The sequence below is a fragment of the Nocardia sp. JMUB6875 genome (assembly GCF_041154655.1).
Taxonomy (GTDB): domain Bacteria; phylum Actinomycetota; class Actinomycetes; order Mycobacteriales; family Mycobacteriaceae; genus Nocardia.
Map to the genome: position 1 here is coordinate 1 of NZ_BAAFGR010000079.1, position 16,787 is coordinate 16,787.

General features: G+C 69.2%; 16 protein-coding genes. 4 read left to right on the forward strand and 12 right to left on the reverse strand.

What is annotated here, in order from left to right; translation table 11 throughout:
- Positions 1-142 precede the first annotated feature (142 nt).
- Complete coding sequence (locus ACAM49_RS21000; RefSeq protein WP_369637274.1) at positions 143-331, forward strand: hypothetical protein; 189 nt, start codon at positions 143-145, stop codon at positions 329-331.
- Here the strand turns inward: ACAM49_RS21000 and ACAM49_RS21005 are convergent, their stop codons facing one another.
- From ACAM49_RS21005 to ACAM49_RS21060, 12 genes are all read right to left on the reverse strand, one after another.
- Complete coding sequence (locus ACAM49_RS21005) at positions 332-1,267, reverse strand: diiron oxygenase (RefSeq protein ID WP_369637241.1); 936 nt, start codon at positions 1,265-1,267, stop codon at positions 332-334.
- Positions 1,267-1,551, reverse strand: coding sequence for a PqqD family protein (locus tag ACAM49_RS21010; protein WP_369637242.1), 285 nt, complete (start codon positions 1,549-1,551; stop codon positions 1,267-1,269). Before ACAM49_RS21010 ends, ACAM49_RS21005 begins: the two co-directional genes overlap by 1 nt.
- A 7-nt stretch (positions 1,552-1,558) precedes the next feature.
- Positions 1,559-2,335 carry a nucleotidyltransferase domain-containing protein gene (locus ACAM49_RS21015; protein ID WP_369637243.1) on the reverse strand — a complete coding sequence of 259 codons (777 nt, stop codon included), beginning with the start codon at positions 2,333-2,335 and terminating at the stop codon, positions 1,559-1,561.
- Positions 2,335-4,551, reverse strand: a complete 2,217-nt coding sequence (locus ACAM49_RS21020) for an asparagine synthetase B (protein ID WP_369637244.1) — start codon at positions 4,549-4,551, stop codon at positions 2,335-2,337. The genes ACAM49_RS21015 and ACAM49_RS21020 overlap by 1 nt, the downstream gene beginning before the upstream one ends.
- Positions 4,552-4,594: 43 nt before the next feature.
- Positions 4,595-5,866, reverse strand: coding sequence for an MFS transporter (locus tag ACAM49_RS21025; RefSeq protein WP_369637245.1), 1,272 nt, complete (start codon positions 5,864-5,866; stop codon positions 4,595-4,597).
- 181 nt (positions 5,867-6,047) lie between these two features.
- Positions 6,048-6,521, reverse strand: coding sequence for a hypothetical protein (locus tag ACAM49_RS21030; RefSeq protein WP_369637246.1), 474 nt, complete (start codon positions 6,519-6,521; stop codon positions 6,048-6,050).
- Positions 6,522-6,717: 196 nt separating this feature from the next.
- Positions 6,718-8,028: a dihydroorotase gene (locus tag ACAM49_RS21035; protein ID WP_369637247.1), complete on the reverse strand. Its 1,311-nt coding sequence runs from the start codon at positions 8,026-8,028 to the stop codon at positions 6,718-6,720.
- A complete protein-coding gene (locus ACAM49_RS21040) occupies positions 8,025-8,885 on the reverse strand; it encodes a hypothetical protein (RefSeq protein WP_369637248.1) in 861 nt (286 codons plus the stop codon). Before ACAM49_RS21040 ends, ACAM49_RS21035 begins: the two co-directional genes overlap by 4 nt.
- The gene (locus ACAM49_RS21045) at positions 8,872-10,245 is read right to left on the reverse strand and encodes a Zn-dependent hydrolase (RefSeq protein ID WP_369637249.1); all 1,374 of its coding nucleotides are present in this window, start codon (positions 10,243-10,245) and stop codon (positions 8,872-8,874) included. Before ACAM49_RS21045 ends, ACAM49_RS21040 begins: the two co-directional genes overlap by 14 nt.
- The gene (locus ACAM49_RS21050; RefSeq protein WP_369637250.1) at positions 10,242-10,808 is read right to left on the reverse strand and encodes a phosphoribosyltransferase family protein; all 567 of its coding nucleotides are present in this window, start codon (positions 10,806-10,808) and stop codon (positions 10,242-10,244) included. The genes ACAM49_RS21045 and ACAM49_RS21050 overlap by 4 nt, the downstream gene beginning before the upstream one ends.
- Complete coding sequence (locus ACAM49_RS21055) at positions 10,805-12,034, reverse strand: MFS transporter (RefSeq protein WP_369637251.1); 1,230 nt, start codon at positions 12,032-12,034, stop codon at positions 10,805-10,807. The genes ACAM49_RS21050 and ACAM49_RS21055 overlap by 4 nt, the downstream gene beginning before the upstream one ends.
- A gap of 27 nt (positions 12,035-12,061) precedes the next feature.
- On the reverse strand, positions 12,062-12,991 hold the full coding sequence (locus ACAM49_RS21060; protein WP_369637252.1) for a dihydroorotate dehydrogenase: 930 nt from the start codon (positions 12,989-12,991) through the stop codon (positions 12,062-12,064).
- 484 nt (positions 12,992-13,475) lie between these two features.
- Here ACAM49_RS21060 and ACAM49_RS21065 point away from each other — a divergent pair, with 484 nt between their 5' ends.
- From ACAM49_RS21065 to ACAM49_RS21075, 3 genes are all read left to right on the forward strand, one after another.
- Positions 13,476-14,264 (forward strand): IclR family transcriptional regulator, encoded by a 789-nt coding sequence (locus tag ACAM49_RS21065; protein WP_369637253.1) that lies wholly within the window; start codon positions 13,476-13,478, stop codon positions 14,262-14,264.
- A gap of 243 nt (positions 14,265-14,507) precedes the next feature.
- The gene (locus tag ACAM49_RS21070) at positions 14,508-15,629 is read left to right on the forward strand and encodes a hypothetical protein (RefSeq protein ID WP_369637254.1); all 1,122 of its coding nucleotides are present in this window, start codon (positions 14,508-14,510) and stop codon (positions 15,627-15,629) included.
- Entirely contained in the window at positions 15,626-16,786 is a 1,161-nt protein-coding gene (locus tag ACAM49_RS21075; RefSeq protein WP_369637255.1) for a M20 family metallopeptidase, read from the forward strand. Before ACAM49_RS21070 ends, ACAM49_RS21075 begins: the two co-directional genes overlap by 4 nt.
- Position 16,787 lies beyond the last annotated feature (1 nt).

Below are 16,787 nucleotides of genomic sequence, written 5' to 3' on the forward strand. Positions count from 1 at the left end.
GGCCGGTACCGCGGGTATCGCGATCACGGGTCCGCCAAGGGACCCAGGCCCGGAAACCAGCGATGGAGGCAGGACAATGGGCATCTACGAGGATCGATGGGAACGGGGGCGACCGGTGCGGACGCAATACGCCGGGGGCTTCATGCTGCTCGTGGTCATCTGGCTGATCGTCGGGGCGGTCGCGGCTGGGCAGCGGCACTACTACGACAGCACACCCACCAATTGCGCAGGCGCGGGCACCATCGCGGTGACGATCCTGGCCGGACCGCTCAACTACGCCGGGGTGAACCCGAAGATCCACGAGTGCAACGTGCCCCAGCCGAGCCCGTAGTCACGCCGGAACCAGCCCGGCGGTGGTGAACGCCGCCCGGGTGGCGTGATCGTCGAGCGCGCCGACCTCGTCGAACAGGCGCACCGTAACCCGCGCCTCGGCGGCGAGGCGGCCCTCGGGCACCGCGGCATAGGTCTCCCGCAAAGCGGTCGAGACCACGGTCGGCGCGAGACCGGCCTGCCGCAGAATCGCCTCGACCGAGCCGAGATCCGGCGCCAGGAAAATCTCCACGAGCCGGGGGATGAGAGGCCCCGCGAACCGGCGTTCGGCGGTGCCGAGCTGAGTCCACAGCTCCCGCAGGAACTGCCGGAAATAGGTCTGGTGGCGGCCCTCGTCCATGGCGTGATCGGCCACCACCTCCCGGATGGGATCGGGAATGCGCCCATCTCGCGGAATATCCATCAGCAGTTGGGAAACCAGGGTTTCGCTGACGGTGGTGAACAGCAGATCGGCCAGCCGGCGCAGGCTCGGCTCGACCTCCTCGCGCAGCCGAGCGAGGTCGGTCACGAAGCGCGGCCGGACCAGAGCCGAACTCGGAACCCCGGTTTCGGCATGCAGCTCGGCGATGAAGTCGTAGGCGAACTGGGCATGCCACGCCTCATCGGTGGTGATCTTGTAGGCGTCGGCGCGCATGGCCTCGGGCAGCGCGATCCCGACGTCGCCGAGTGAGATGGCGGAGGTCACCGGCAGCACCGCGTGCTGTTCGAGCACGGTCGTGAAATGCAGGTATTGGTAGAGCGCGTGCTGCAGAATCGATTGGCGCGCAGCCGGATCCAGGTCGGCCAGGGCGGGCGCCGACAGCACCGGGAACAGTTCCGGCGGGAAGAAGACCTGATCGGGGCCCAGCACGGCGGTGGGATGGCGGCGCGGGCGGGAGCGCACGCTGGCGCGGGTCTCCCACTGGGCGAAGCTGCTTCGATACCCGGGTGGCGACATCAGAGTGCTCCGGCCGGGGCGACGACGTCCAGCTCGGCCAGCCCCTGCACGAGTTCGACTGTGTCCGTGAGCGCTTCACCGAACTCGATACCGAATTCGGCCACCAGCAGCCCGGCCAGATCGCCCACCGTGCGGCGGCCGTCCATCGCGCGGAACAACATCGCCCCCGCGCCGTCCATCTCGATCGCCCGCAGTTCGTGGTTCACGATCAGCAGGGTGCCGCGATCGGGGCGCACCCTGATATCGAGCCTGCGTTCGGGTATCGAGTCCGAGTCCCAGTTCATGCCACTCCTAGAGATCGATATCCAGCCAGATGTTCTTGCACACCCGCACCACCTCGCGCACCCAGCGCTCGGGTGCGGCGGGGTCGAGGTCGCGCATGGTCTCGTAGGCCCAGTACTGCTCGTAGCTCAGCGATCCCGGTGTCAGGGCCCGGAATCGGCGGGCCCGCCACTTGCGATTGACATTGAGTTCGCCGTGCGCCATGAGCAGTGCGTCGATGCCGGAGTCGAAGGCCTCGCGGGCGGAGAGCACGGCAGAGTCCACATCGCCGGAGGCGAGCATGCCGAGCGCGGATTCGGCGCGCCCATCGCATTCGGCGAGTGCGGCGTTCACCTGGAAGGCGCGGAACGCCGAGGCGCGAATCCGGTCGGCGAGCTCCTGCGCCCAGGAATCACCGTGCAGCGCAACACCGTTCATCAGTCGTTCCAGCATGATCCGCGACTGCGTGTCGAGCTGGTCCTCGATGGATTCCCGCCGCTCGAACGCCGCCCACGAGACCCGCTCGAGCACCTGATCGATCTGCTCGGTCAGCCAGTACTTGATCTCCAGGCGCTGTGTCCCGGTATGGATGCCCACCACCTGAATCCGGTTGGGCCGCACCGAGACTTCCAGCGCGCCCGCCCGCGGATCGGTGATCGGCTCGTCCACCACCGCCATGAAGTCGATATCGCTGCCCGCGTGCGCCCAGCCGCGCGCGTGGGAACCGACCAGCACCACCGCGCGCGAATCGGCGGGCAGCAGGTCGTGGTCGGCGAGCAATTGCCGCGGCGTGGCCAGGGCCGTCATCACACACCCGCCGGGACCGCGGCGGTGGGCAGTTCGGATTCGGCGAGCACCGGCCGGGTCACCAGGACCCCCGCGTCGAGGGAGAATCGCAGGGCCGCTTCCACTTCCGCCAGCGTCGTGCCCGCCCGCGCCACCGCCTCCTCGAGGCTGCGCGGCCGGTCGAGCGCGGTGAGGAAGGCGTGCCAGTGCGGGTCCTCGTCGCGGTCGACGACGTATTCGATACTGCCGTCGACCGATACCAGAATCACCCCGGGCTCGCCCAGCGGCGACATGAGCATGACATTGTCGGCGGTCTCGACCCGGTCGGCGAGTTCCGGTGCGGGATAACGCCGCACCGCCTCACCCAGCCGCCGGGTTTCGCTGTCCCAGTTCGTGATCGGGCGGCCGACCACCTCGTAGCGGGGGCGTTCGAACGGCGTCACCGGCAGCTCCCGGGTCATGCCGTCGAGGAGTCCGAGATTCACCAGCGCCAGCACCTGATCGGCCGCATTCGGCTCGTCGGACGCGGCCAGGGTGGCGACCGCGGCGCGCAGGCCCGCCGGATCGATGACGCCCTGCGCACCCGGTGCGGCCAGGGCGCGTTCGACCAGCGCCCCGCCGTCCTGGGTCAGCATGCGCACCACCATGCGGTAGGTGAATCCGGCTTGTTCCTCGTACACCGAGATGCCCTTGGGCCGTTCCACCACCTCCTCGGGCAATCGGCCGCGCATCGCCTCGCGCAGAATCCGCTTGTCCCACAACAGCTCCGCGCGCCGCTCGGGTCGAATCGTGGCGAGCAGCTCGACAATGCGGTGATCGAGGAACGGCACCCGCGCCTCGATGCCGTGCCCGGCGGCGGTGCGGTCCTCGTGCCAGTTCTGGTACTGCTGGATGAAGCGGGCGCGCTGGGCCACGAACGCCGGATAGCTGTCGGCGCTCCCGCCGCCCAGTAGATCATCCGACAGCACCGGTCCGAGACCCGGAATCCGCCACCACGACGCGATTTCCGGTGCGCACCCGAGCTTTTCGCCGCGCACGGCGTCATCGGCGGCCGCCTGGAAACCGAGCCAGCCGCCCGGTCCCAGCGCCGCGGAATAGCCGCCGTTGAATTCGTCGCTGCCCTGACCGAGCAGCATCCCGCGCAGCTCCGGTCGCGCCCGCTTGGCGTAGGTGTAGAGACTGTGCTTGAAGAACTGCTCCGGCCCGCACCACGGCGTCTCGAGCAGCCACAGCAGATGCAGCCACTCGTCCACGCCGGGCGTCCGGTCCGCGCCGAAGATCACCTGATGGTGCGGGAAGCCGAGCTCGTGCGAAACCCGTGCGCCCCATTCGGAATCGCCGCTGACATAGGTGCTGCCGGTGAGCACCGTGAAGGTGTGCACCCGATGCCCGAGGTCGGCGGTCAAAGCGGCGACGGCGGAGGAATCGATGCCGCCGCTGAGCATCAGGCCCAGCTCGGTATCGGCCGAGGCGCAATCCGCCACCGAGGCGGTGAGTAGATCGCGGTATGCCGCGGTGATCTCCGCATCCGAGCGGTCATCGGTTCCGGCGGAGAAATCGGGCAGCTGCCAATAGGTGCTGCGAGACTCGGCACCGGTCCCCAGGTCGATGCTGATGATCGTGCCCGCCGGAACGACCTCGACACCGCGGAACCACGAGTGCACCGGCGTGGCGGTCGCGCCGGGCGCGAGATCCCGCAGCCCGGCGGCCCAGTCGAGTTCGCGCGGACAGTCCGGATGCTCGAACAGCGCCTTGATCTCCGAGGCGAAGACGATCGAATCACCCAGGTGCGCATAGTAGAGCGGTTTGATGCCGAACCGGTCCCGCGCCAGGACCAGCCGGTTGCGGCGCCGGTCCCACAGCACGATGGCGAACATGCCCGCCACCTCGTCGAGGAACCGCAGCCCATCGCGCGCGTAGCGGTGCGCCAGGATCTCGCAGTCCGACCGGGTCGCCAGCACCAGCCCGGGCATCGCGGCCTCGAGCTGCCGATGGTTGTAGACCTCGCCATTGGCGATCAGCGAGACGGCGCCGTCGGTGCTGTGCAGCGGCTGGTCACCGTTCTCGGGCGCGACCAGCGCGAGCCGCTGGAATACCAGCCCAACCTGTCCCTCGAGCAACGTGTTCCGCGCATCGGGCCCGCGATGCGCGACCGCGCGACCCATGCGCTCGAGCACCGGGCGGATCTCCGATCCGAGCGGCCTGCCGACGGCGGCCACACCTGCCAACCCACACATGTCTGTCTCCTCGAATGTCTTTTCCGCGCGGTTGTTTCCGCGGTCAGGGTGTCGGCTCGGACAGGGCGCGCAGCCCGTCGCGGAAGCTCTCCCCGCCGGTCGCCGCCGCGAATACCAGGGGCAGCCCGCAGGTCAGGAACAGTCCGCAGGCGATCCACAGCGCCGCCCGGTCGCCGAGCGCGGAACCCAGCGCACCGCCCGCCAGCGCGCCCAAAGGCATGACGCCCCAGGTCAGAAAGCGGATGCTGCCCGAGACCCGGGCCAGCAATCCGGCGGGCACGGCCGCCTGCCGATAGCTGCGCATGATGATGCCCGCCACCGCCGCCAAGCCCGAGGTGGTGGTCAATCCGATTGCGACGGCAGCGAATCCGAACGGACCCGGCAGCGGCAAGGGCAGCAGCAGCGCGCAGACCGGCAGCAGCACAACCGTCGCGTAGAGCGCGCGCACCGGCCCGGCCGTGCGCACCACCCGATCGCTGAGCGCCGCACCGCCTACCGCGCCCGCCTGCGCCACCGCCATCACCACGCCGACCACCACCGCGCCGCCGTGCAATTCGTGCACCAGGTACGGCGCCAGCAGCGCGGTGAACGCCGCGTCGGTGAAATTGATGATGGCCGCGGTCGCCGCGAGTACGCGGATCAGCGGATCGCTGAGCACATAACGCAGCCCCTCGACGAGTCGCTGCCAGGTGCCGGACCCGGGATCCGGTGGTACCGGCGCGGATTCGCGCGCCTGAACCGAGGTCATGGACACCACCGCGACGACGTAGCTGAACACGTCGATCAGGACCGCGGTCGCCGCACCGATCGCGGTGACGATGACGCCGCCGAGCAATTGGCCCGCCGCCGAGGCCGCCGACTGCGTCGATTCGATACGGCCGTTGGCGGCGACCAATTGCTCCCGGCCCACCAGGAACGGCACGTACGCCTGCCGGGCGACGCCGTAGACCACGGTGACCAACCCCATGCCGAACGCCACCGCGACCAACTGGGCCAGCGTGAGCACGCCCGCGAAGGCGGCGACCGGAATCGACAGCAGCAGTCCGGCCCGCAGCAGATCGCAGCCGATCAGCACGGGTCGCCGCCGCAGGTTCTCCACCCAGACCCCGGCGTGCAGGCCGAACAGCAGCCACGACACCGTCCCGGCCGCGGCGATCAGGCCGACCTCGAAGGTCGAGGCGTGCAAGGTCAATACGGCGGCCAGCGGAATGGCGATGGAGGAAACGGCGGTGCCGAACGCACTCACGGTGACCCCCGCCCACCAGCGGCGGAAATCGCTGCCGGCGATCGAGCCGGCGGTCGTGGTGGTGGTCATGGTTTCCTTTCACATCGAATGAATCGCCGTCCGCGACGGTCAGGGGGCGGACTGCCCGCCCCCTGACCGCGATGCTGCGTCTACCGCACGGCGGCGGATGATCAGCAGCTCATGGTCGACCGGATGAGGCGGCCGTCCTCGAGCTTGGCGGCCATCGGCTTCTGGTACTTCTTCATGGGTTTCACCTCCTCGGACTGGGTGTGGACAGAGTCATCAGGGCGGCCGAGCCGATATCGCTGTCGCGCAACGACTCCGGCGGGTTCAGCACGGAGGCGACGGCAACGACATCGGCGCTGTGGCCGACCATGGTCAACAGGGGAACCACGCAGGGATCGGTCTCCCACACGTAGTCCACGAGCGCGGCCCGGGTGCCCGGGCGCAGCGTCGTGCTGAGCGAGAGGATGCCGAGATCGGAATAGGCGAGCACCAATTCGGCTCCCAGCTCCCGCGCCACGACGTGGCCCAGCACCACCGCGCGCGGATCGCACCACAGCACGACCGCCTCCGGCGCGCTCTCGCGCAACCGCCCGGCCAGGGCCTGCCCGAGCGCCTCGGTCACCTCGGGCTGCAGGCCCTCGTGTGGGCCCGCGAGCGGCCTTCCGGTCACCTCGCGGGCCACGGTCAGGATGTCGAGTTCGGTGCCGGTCAGGGCCATCGTCCCTCCAGGGAATTCGGGGGCGGAATCGTTCACGATGCCTCGGGGATTCGGAATTGATCCACCGAAATCGTTGAGCCGGAGTGCAATTCGCATATCGAGCATATTTCAGAACTATCGGGCCAACAATGGCGGGGGAGAGATTTTACGAATCGGAAACTCTTAAATCGGAATTCTTTTCGCGAGACGGAAAGAATTACGAAATCGAATATTGTTGCCACGCATCGCGGTCCAGCAGATCGTGGGTCACCCGGCCCTCCAGCACGGTCAGCACCGGGCGATGCCCGAACACGCGGCCCGCCACCGGCGTATTGCGGCTGAGGCTGTGCGAGGCGGCCGGATCGACCTGCCAGCGGCCGGCGCTGACCAGGGTGAGGGTGGCGGGCTCCCCGCGTTCGAGCGGGCGGCCGAAGCGCGCGGACAGGCGCGCGATCCGGGCCGGGCGCACCGACATCCGGTCCGCGACGCCCGCCCAGTCCAGCTGTCCCGAGCGCACGAAGAGCTCGGCGACCACGGCCAGGGCGGTCTCCAATCCGAGCATGCCGGGCCGCGCGCCGCACCACGGCGGCGACTTGTCGGAGCCCGCATGGGGCGCGTGGTCGGTGGCGACCGCGTCGATGGTGCCGTCGGCCAGCGCCGCGCGCAGCGCCATGACGTCCTCGACCCGGCGCAGCGGCGGATTGACCTTGAACACCGGATCCCCGCTCAGCGCTTCCTCTTCGGTCAGCAGCAGATGGTGCGGGGTGACCTCGGCGGTCACCGGCCAGCCGCGGTGCTTGGCCCAGCGCAGCACCTCCACCGCGCCCGCCGTGGAGACATGGCAGACGTGCAGGGCGGTGCCTGCCGCGGCGGCCAGCACGCAGTCGCGGGCGATGATCGAATCCTCGGCTTCCGCGGGCCAACCGGGCAGTCCCGTCGCGGTCGCGACCGGGCCGTCGTTGACCTGCGCGTCGGCGGTGAGCGCGTGGTCCTCGGCGTGCTGGGCGAGGGTGCCGCCGACCGCGCCGATCGCGTGCAGCGCGTCACGCATGACCTTCGAATCGTGCACGCAGCGGCCGTCATCGGAGAACACGCGCACGCCCGCGCGGGCCAGGCCGGGGATGTCCGAGAGCTCCGTACCGGCGAGCCCCCGGGTGACGGCACCGGCCGGGAACACCGCGCAGTCCGCCATCGCGGCGGCCCGCCGCACGGCTTCGGCGACCTCGGGAGTATCCGCGACCGGATCGGTATTGGCCATCGCGATCACCGCGGCGTAGCCGCCCGCCGCGGCGGCTCGTGCTCCCGTGCGCACCGTCTCGGCGTGTTCTCCGCCCGGCTCGCGCAGATGGGTGTGTAGGTCGACCAGGCCGGGCAGGGCGATCAGGCCGTCGCAATCGATGGTCCGCGCTCCGAGAGTGTCTATCCGGGAACCGATTTCGGCGATCCGGCCACCGACTATCAGCAGATCCACCGGTATGCCGCCCAGGGGGCGCAGCCCGCGCAGCAGCAGCCGGTCGGGCGCGCTCATGCCGTCCACCGGAAGACCGGGCCGTCGGCGCACACCAGGGGATCCTCGACACCGGAACCACCGCGGCCGGAGGAACATCCGTGGCAGTAGCCCAGGCCGCAGGCCATGCGCGCCTCCAGGGAGACCTGGAGGTCGGCGCGCCAGCGGGTCGCGAGCCGGGCGCACAGGTCGGTGAGCCGTTCCGAGCCGCAGGTGAAGATCTGCGCGGGCGGTGCAGTGTCGAAGCGGTCGAGCAGGCGGGCGGTCAGCCGCTCGGGGGTGCTCGAACCGTCGCTGTCGAGCACCGTGATGACATCGCGAATACCGTGGCGCGCAAGCACTTCCGAACCGGCCAGCGCGGCGCGGGAGCGAGCGCTGAGCACCACGGTCGTCTCGACACCGCTGCGCGCCGCCTGGCCCGCCAGCGCGGTCAGCGAGCACACGCCGATGCCCCGGCCGATCAGCAGGACCGAACTCGCGGCGGGATCCAGATCGAACCCGCGTCCCAGGGGACCGACCACGGTCATCGCCGTACCCGCCCGGAATTCGGTCAACAGCGCCGATCCCTCACCGACGACGCCGTACACCACGTCGATCCAGCCCGCGCGAATGTCCCAGTCGTACAACGCCATCGGCCTGGGCAGTACCGGATGCAGTCGCGCGCCGGAGGCGGCGGTCAGCATGACGAACTGTCCGGGCCGCGCCACCGCCGCGATGTCGGGGGCTCGCAATCGCAGCTGCCAATAGCGGTCCCCGCGTGCGGAATTCGCGAGCACCTCGGCGTGGTGCGCGGCGATGCCCGGTACCCCCGTCGTCCAGGCGGGCAGGGTGGCCAGGCGGCCCGCCGTGTGCTGGATCGGTACTTCAGTGCTGTTCATCGGATTCCTCCCCCGGGCGCGTGGCCCGATCCTGTGCTGCGAACCCGCGATCCAGGTCGAGCAACGCGTGCAACAGCACACGCGTGCCCACCGCCAGATCGTCGGGTTCGGTCCATTCCTCCGGTACGTGGCTCAGGCCGCCCCGGCTCGGCACGAAGAGCAGCGCGGCGGGCACCACGCGGTTGACCATCTGGCAGTCGTGGCTGGCGCCGCTGTTGAGCACCCGATACGGCAGTCCGGCGTCGGCGCAGGCGCGCGCCACCGCCCGGCGCAGCCGGATCGGCAGCACGACCGGCGACGAATCACCGATCGGGCGCGCGGTCAGCGCGACTCCGCGGCGGTCGCAGATTTCGGTTGCGCGGCTGAGTATTTCGTTGATGGTGGCGCGCTGCCGATCACTGTCGACATCGCGGATATCGAGGGTGAAAGACGTGCGGCCCGGAATCGTGGTGAGACTGCCGGGCTCCACCCGCAGCACCCCGACCGTGGCGCGGGTGCCGCGATGGCGGGCGTCGGTGGCGATGCTCTCGGCCAAGAGGACGATCTCGGCGGTCGCGGCGAGCGCGTCGGCACGCAACGCCATCGGCGTGCTGCCCGAGTGGGTGGCCCGCCCGTGCACCTCGAGCGCCAGTCGGGTGCTGCCGGACACCAGATCGACGACACCGACCGGGATTCCGGCCGATTCGAGGACACTGCCCTGCTCCACGTGCAATTCGAGGAAGGCCACCCAGTCCCGCGCCGACCAGCGCGCCTCGGCCAGCCGTGTGGGGTCCAGGCCCACCTGCCGCATGGCCTGCGCGACGCTGACACCGTCGGCATCGCGCAGCGTGGTCAGAGCGGACTCGTCGAGCAGTCCGGCCACCGCCTTGCTGCCCAGGCACGCCTGCCCGAACCGCGCGCCTTCCTCGGCGGTGAAAGCCACGAATCGCACCGAATGCTCCAGCGGGACAGCGTTCTCCACCAGCAGCCGGGCCACCTCGACCCCGGCGACCACGCCCGCGATGCCGTCGAAGCGGCCGCCGCGCGGCACACTGTCCAGATGCGAGCCGGTGCCCAGCGCGGCGGCCCGGCGGCCCGGCAGCTCAGCGAGGGTATTGCCGACGGCATCGGTCCAGACCCGCAGGCCCAGATCCCGATACCACCCGGCGACCAGGTCGTGGGCGCGGCGCTCGGTGGGGGTCCAGGCCAGCCGCGTCACCCCGGCGGCCTCCGTGTCGGTCGCGGGGGAGTCGCTCAGCTCGGCTATGGCCTCGATCATGGCCATAAGCCGCGCCGGATCGGGAACCATTGTGGGCGTGTCGAATTCGGTCGTTGGGGTCGAGAACGGGGCCGGAGCCTCGGAGAGCTCGTATGTGGTCATAGATCGCCCCCTGATCGATACAGCGCCGCGAGTCGGCCACGGTCGTAGAGCACGTCCAGGTCGTAGCCGACCTCGGCGATGTTCTCCGCCCCACCGGCATCGAGCACCGCCAGGATCCCGGTGATCGAGGCCCCGGCCGACTCCAGCCGCGCGGCCGCCCGCAGCGCCCCCGCGCCCGTGCCGAGCACATCGTCGACGATCAGCACCCGCTCGCCGGGATGCAGTTCGCCCGCGAGGAATCCGTTGCCGCCCAGCCCCTTCGAGCAGTGGCGCACGATCACGAAGGGCAGCCCGGTCTCCAACGCCACCGCCGTCACTACCGCCACCGCGCCCGGCCCCGCCCCGGCCAGCCGATCCACCGCCGGTGGAATCCGCTCCGCCAGGAGCGAGGCCAGCCGTCGCAGGATGGTCGGCTTGGTCTCGAACAGCGCGGCGTCGAAGCGGTCCGCCGCGTGCCCGGCGCCGATCATGAAGTCCCCGTACAGGTCCGACGCGTCGACCAGGTCCTGCGCCAGCTCCCGGATCCGCTCGGCGGCGGTCTGGAACACCAGTTCTGCCGTCATACGAGCGCGGCCCCCCGCCGTTCCGGAATCAGGAACACGGTGGTGATCAGGGCCAGCACATAGATCGATCCGAGGAAGCCGATGGTGCTGTTGAACGAGTAGTGCGCGATGAGCAGGCCGATCAGCCACGGCCCGAAACCGCCCACGCCACGGCCGATATTGAACAGCACGTTCTCCGCGGTGGCGCGCGCCTCGGTCGGGTAGAGCTCGGCCAGCAGCGCGCCGTAGCCGCCCAGCATGCCATTGACGAAGAAGCCCATGATCGCCCCGCCGATCAGCAACGAACCCGAGGAGGTCAGCTGGCTGTAGGCGATCACCGACACGGCCGCGCCGATCTGGTAGGCGCACAAGGCAGGTCGCCGTCCGAGCCGGTCGGCGACGTGCCCGAAGACCACGATGCCGACGGCCATGCCGAGCACGGTCACCGCGGTCCAGGTGGCCGATTTGGTCAGGCTGTAATGGAAGTGCTTGGCCAGATAGCTGGGCAGCCAGGTCATCAGGCCGAAATAGCCGAAGTTCTGCACCGAGGTCAGAATGATCAGCGCCAGACTGTTCTTCGACGTCGTCGCGTCCTTCCACAATTCGCGCACCGGCACCGAGGTGTGCTCGCTGTTCACGAACATGGCGGGCTCCCCGACCCGGCGGCGGAAAACGTAGGCGATGACCGCGGGCACCACGCCCAGCGCGAACAGACCCCGCCAGCCCAGGTGCGGCAGCAGCCAGATGCCCGACAGCGACGCGCACAGCACGCCGAACTGCCAGCCCAGCGCCACATACGAGGTCGCCCGGGCGCGCTTGGCGGCGGGCCAGGTTTCGGCGACGATCGTCATGCCGATCCCGAACTCGCCGCCCAGCCCGACACCGGCCAGGAAGCGCAGCACCGCGAACTGCGTGTAGTCCTGGGCCAGTGCGCACAGTCCGGTGAAGACCGCGAACATCAGGATGGTCCAGGTCAATACGCGCACCCGGCCGAGCCGATCGCTGAGGGTGCCGAACGCGATACCGCCCAGCACCGCGCCGAACAGCGTCCAGCTGGCCAGCGAACCGGCCTGTCCCGTATTGAGTTTCAGCGAGGCGGTGATGGTGCCGAGCGAAACCGCCAGCAGCAGCATGTCGAAGCCGTCGACCGCGTAGCCGACAATGGCGGCCCACAGCGCCCGCATCGGCTGGTCGGTGGGTTCCGGGGTCGGGAGGGTCGTGTGTTCCCCGAGGGCAGGGTCGGTCATGGGTTTTCTCCGTTGTGCGAGTGGGCCTTACGCCTGATTGAGGCGCAGTGCTCCGGTGAGATCTCGGATCGCGGCGACGTCATCGAGGCGCGCGAGGTCGTACAGGCCGTCGAGGATGGTGATCATGGCGTCGGGGCGGGCGAAGGTCGCCGTCCCGACCTGCACGGCGGTGGCGCCGGCCAGCAGGAATTCGACCGCGTCGGCGGCGCTGCACACCCCGCCGCAGCCGATGACCGGGATGGCGACCCGGCGGGCCGCCTCCCAGACCTGGCGCAGGGCAAGGGGTTTGATGGCCGGGCCGGACAGGCCGCCGACATTGTTGCCGAGGACCGGCCGCCGGCTGGTGTGGTCGATGGCCATGCCGGTGAAGGTGTTGGCGACGGTGACCGCATCGGCCCCGCCCGCCTCGGCCGCGGCCGCCAGCTCACCGATGGCGCTGACATTCGGGGTCAGCTTGACGATCACCGGCCGCTGCGTGCGGGCCGCGACACCGCGGGTCACGCGCTCGACGATCAGCGGATCGACGCCGATGGCGAGACCGCCCGCCTCCAGATTGGGGCAGGACACATTGACCTCGACGGCCGCGAAGTCCTCGTCCGCGAGTTCCGCTGTCACCTCGAAGTATTCGTCCGGGACCAGCCCGCCGACGCTGACGATGACCGGCGTGCCGAAGCTGCGGTAGCGGGGCAGCACCTCGTCGCGGAAGCGGGCGATGCCGGGGCTGGGAATCCCGACCGAATTGAGCATGCCGTGCGGCGTCTCCGCGAGCCGGTGCGCCGGATTGCCGGACCGCACCGCCGCGAAGATCGTCTTGGTGACGAGCGCGCCCAGGCGCTCCAGCGGCATGACCGCGGCCAATTCCGGGCCGAAGCAGCCGGAGGCGGGCATGATCGGATTGGCCAGCTCCAGCCCGCCGATCCGCACTCGCATGTCCACCGGTAATTCAATTCCGGTCACCGAAATCAATTCCCACGCTTTCCGTCGGACGAAAAACAATTGTTTTCATGGATCCGACGGCTTCATTCTGCACCGGAAGCGGATCGAAACGGAATGTGTGGTCGGATATTTTACGATCGGGAAATGTTTCCGTGAGCCGGAAGGATTCGGACACTCGTGTACCATTCGAGCGGGGGTCCCGGAGTCGTTCTCTGCCAGCGCAAAACGGTTGCAGCGCGGCGGTAACAGGGCGTTAACGAGTCCTCGTGCGCGGGCCCGCGGGTAATCGCCGAGCGGGCCCGGCGCTCGAATCCTTCCGTCAGACGGAAGGGTTTCTCGTCTGTTAATTCAGCCGCTACGACTTTCCATCCCGAGATCGATCGTGCAACTATTTGGTGGCGAGTCGATCGGAATCGATTTCGTTCACTCGCAACGTTCAGACGGATAGCGGGAATTCATTGTGCCCTGCTATCGCCTTGTTTTCGAGTAAGGAACGGATGACACCATGATCCCCACCCGTGTCGCCGAGTCCGATGCCCAGAAGGCCGCCGGGATGCAGACCGTGGTCCGTGCCCTGCGCATTCTGGGGGAGCTGGGCCGGACCCGAACCGGCGTGACGCTGCAGCAGTTGTCGGAGGCCCTCGACATTCCGCTGGCCAGCATGCACCGGCTGCTGGCGGTGATGACCAGCGAAGGCTTCGTGGTCCGATCCCCGCGCAACCGAAGGTATTTCGCCGGACCGGCCGCGCTCACCCTGAGCGAGGCCGCGCATCGGGAGAGCCGGCTGTGCCATGTCCCACCCGGGCCGCTGGCGCAGGTGGCCGCGGTGACCGGCGAGACGGCCTTCATCACCGAGCTGATCGGTGACAAGGCGGTGTGCGTCTCGCTCGCCGAGGGGCGCAGGCCCATGCGGTTGTTCGTGCGGCTCGGCCAGGAAATGCCGTTGCACGCTGCGGCTTCGGCGCGCACCCTGCTGCTCGACTTTCCGGAGTCGGAGGTGCGCGCTTTGCTCGAGAGCACCAGCCTGGACCGGTTCACCGACGGGACGCCGGTCACCGCCGACGAGGTGCTGACGCATCTGGCGGCCATCCCCACGCGCGGCGGCTACGACATGTGCCGCGACGAGCTCGACCGCGGGGTGTGGGCGATCAGCGCGCCCATCCGCAACGCGCATGGTGATGTGCGGCAGAGCATTACGGTCGCCGCACCGGAACTGCGGTTGCGCCGCACCGAGACCTGGGACCGTGCGGTGCGGGCGGTGCTGGACGCCGCGCGCGAGCTGTCCCAGGACTGAGTTCCCACCGAGTGCCCCTCGAAGACTTCGCCGGACCGGACGGATCCGGCGGCCTCACCCGACGACGAAGGAGGTGAACAATGAACGCGGACATCCTGACCCAGATTCGCACCGGCGCTGTGATGCGCGGCTGCCAGAACAGCTAGCAGACATGAGAAGAGGGGCCGCGGGCGCGTTCGGCAAAAACGTCGCGGCCCCTCTTCTCATTTCGTTCGAGATCAGTATACGAGGTAGTGCGCTGTCATGAGTCCCGAGGGTGCCATGAGTCCCAATGATCGGTTCGGCCTGGACCACATACTCGATGATCTGCGGCTGCCCGGCCGGGCCGAGCTCGCCGCCGTGATCCGGAGTGTCACCGGCGGAGCCGAACCCGACCTCGCCGCGAGCCTGCCGGACGAGGCGTTCTTCGAACCGCGGCTGTTCTGTCAGCTGAGCAATCCCGGAGTCTTCGAGCTGATGCCGGGTCCGCAGCTGACCATGGCGTGGGCCGCCGCCGAGCCGCGACCGGTGACGATCCGCACCGACGCGGCCGGGGTGGCGGTGGTGCCGGGCATCGGTCTGGTCCGCATCGACCGGCCCGCCGCGGAGATCTCCGTGGACTATGTGCCGACGACCGCCGAACTGTACTGCGATGGTGGCGAATTCACGCACGCGCTGTTCGCCGCCGACAGCGGCATCGAGGTGGTGCGGCATATCGATCCGGTGCTCGCCGCCTTCCTGGGTGAGCACGTCGAGGCCGTCGAGTCGCTCGAGGCCGTCCATCCCGACGCCTTCGCCGCCGATCTCGCGCGCGCCGTCGAGCTGATCGCGGCCGCGGACGAGTCCTACTACCGCGCCCTGTGCGAATCCGTGTGCGGCATGGTGGTTTTCACCCATCCCGACGCCGAATCCTTCGCCGCGCTGGGGATGCACGGCATGATCTTCGTCAATGCCGTGCAGGGCAGCTCGGTGGATCTGTTCGTCGAGCACCTCGTCCACCAGGGCGGGCATGTGCTCTTCAGCGAGGCGACGCTGCACCGGGCCGACTTCTTCGAGATCGAGCCGGATGCCGAGTTGGCTTACCTGGATGCGGAATTCGGCAATCGCACCGCCTACAACTTTCTGCACGGGCTGTTCACCGAGCACATGGAGTGCCGGATCCTGGTCGATATCCTGTCCGGTGCGCACGCGCGGCCGGAGGAGATCGCCGCCTTCGACGCGCATCTGGCGCACGTCGCCGACCGTCATGAGCGGGATCTGCGGATCGTGGCCGAGCATGCGCGAAAGGTGTTCTCCGAAGAGGGAATCCGGCTTTTCGAGGGATTCACCTCCTACTATGCGGCGCACGTCGAACCCGCTCGCGCGCTCAGCGGGAGCCCGCGATGAAGACGATGCTCGCTCCCGCCGACCTGCTGCGGCAGCTGATCGCGATACCCAGCGTCAATCCGCGGCTGTCCGGCGACCCCGCCGACGGTGAGGGCGACCTCGCGCACTGGCTCGCGGATTACCTTGCCGGACACGGCATTCACGTCGAGCTGCAGAAGGTGGCCGACGATCGGCTCAATATGATCGGCCATCTGCCCCGGGCGGGCGCGGCCGACGACGCCGTGCTGCTGCTTTCGTCTCATATGGACACCTACCCGCGCTACGGGGAGCTGTCGGGATTCGAGCCGCAGGTGGTCGAAGGCCGGATGGCGGGTCGCGGCAGCGCCGATGCCAAAGGGCCGCTGGCCGCCATGGTGGCCGCGTTCGTGCGCGCCTCGCACGCGCCATCGCGGCGCGAGGCATATTTGGCCGCCACCGTAGACGAGGAATGCCTGCTGCTGGGCTGTAAACAGCTGGTGCAGCACGGGATGCGTCCCGATCTGGCTATTACCGGGGAACCGACGCAGCTGATTCCGATCGTCGCCCAGAAGGGAATCGTGCGCGGGCGGTTCGTGGTCGAGGGGCCGAAAATCCATGCCGCGTACCCGAAACCGGATTCCGCGCTGACCGGTGCGGCCCGGCTGGTGCAGGCCTGCGCGGCGATCGGTGCCGAGTTGGCCGACCCGCTCGGCGATGCCATCGGCCCGCCGACGATCACCCCGACCGCGGTGGAGTGCGACGGCGGCATGAACCTGGTGTCGCGGCAGGTCATCGTCCAATTCGACGCACGGTTTCCGCCGGGGTGGCGCGGTGACGAATTCCTGCGCGAGGTCGAGCGTCGATTGCGCGGCGAACTCGGCGATGCCGTGTCGTTCACGCTCGACAGCGACATCTTCGTCTCGCCCGCCAACCGGTGCGATCTCAGCGACGCCCTGGTCGCCGAATTCACCGGCACCACCGCCGCGGTCACCGGGCGCGCCGAGGTCGACAGCTTCTGCTACGGCAGCGAGGCCGGGGTGCTGGCCGAATTCTCCGCCAACAGCGTCGTTTTCGGCCCTGGCGATCCGCGGTACTCGCACGCGGTCGAGGAGTGGGTCGAGCTGGCCGAGGTCCAGGCGGCCACCACGATTTTCGAACGTCTACTCACCGGTCCGGCGCACCCGGACGGTAGGAATTGAG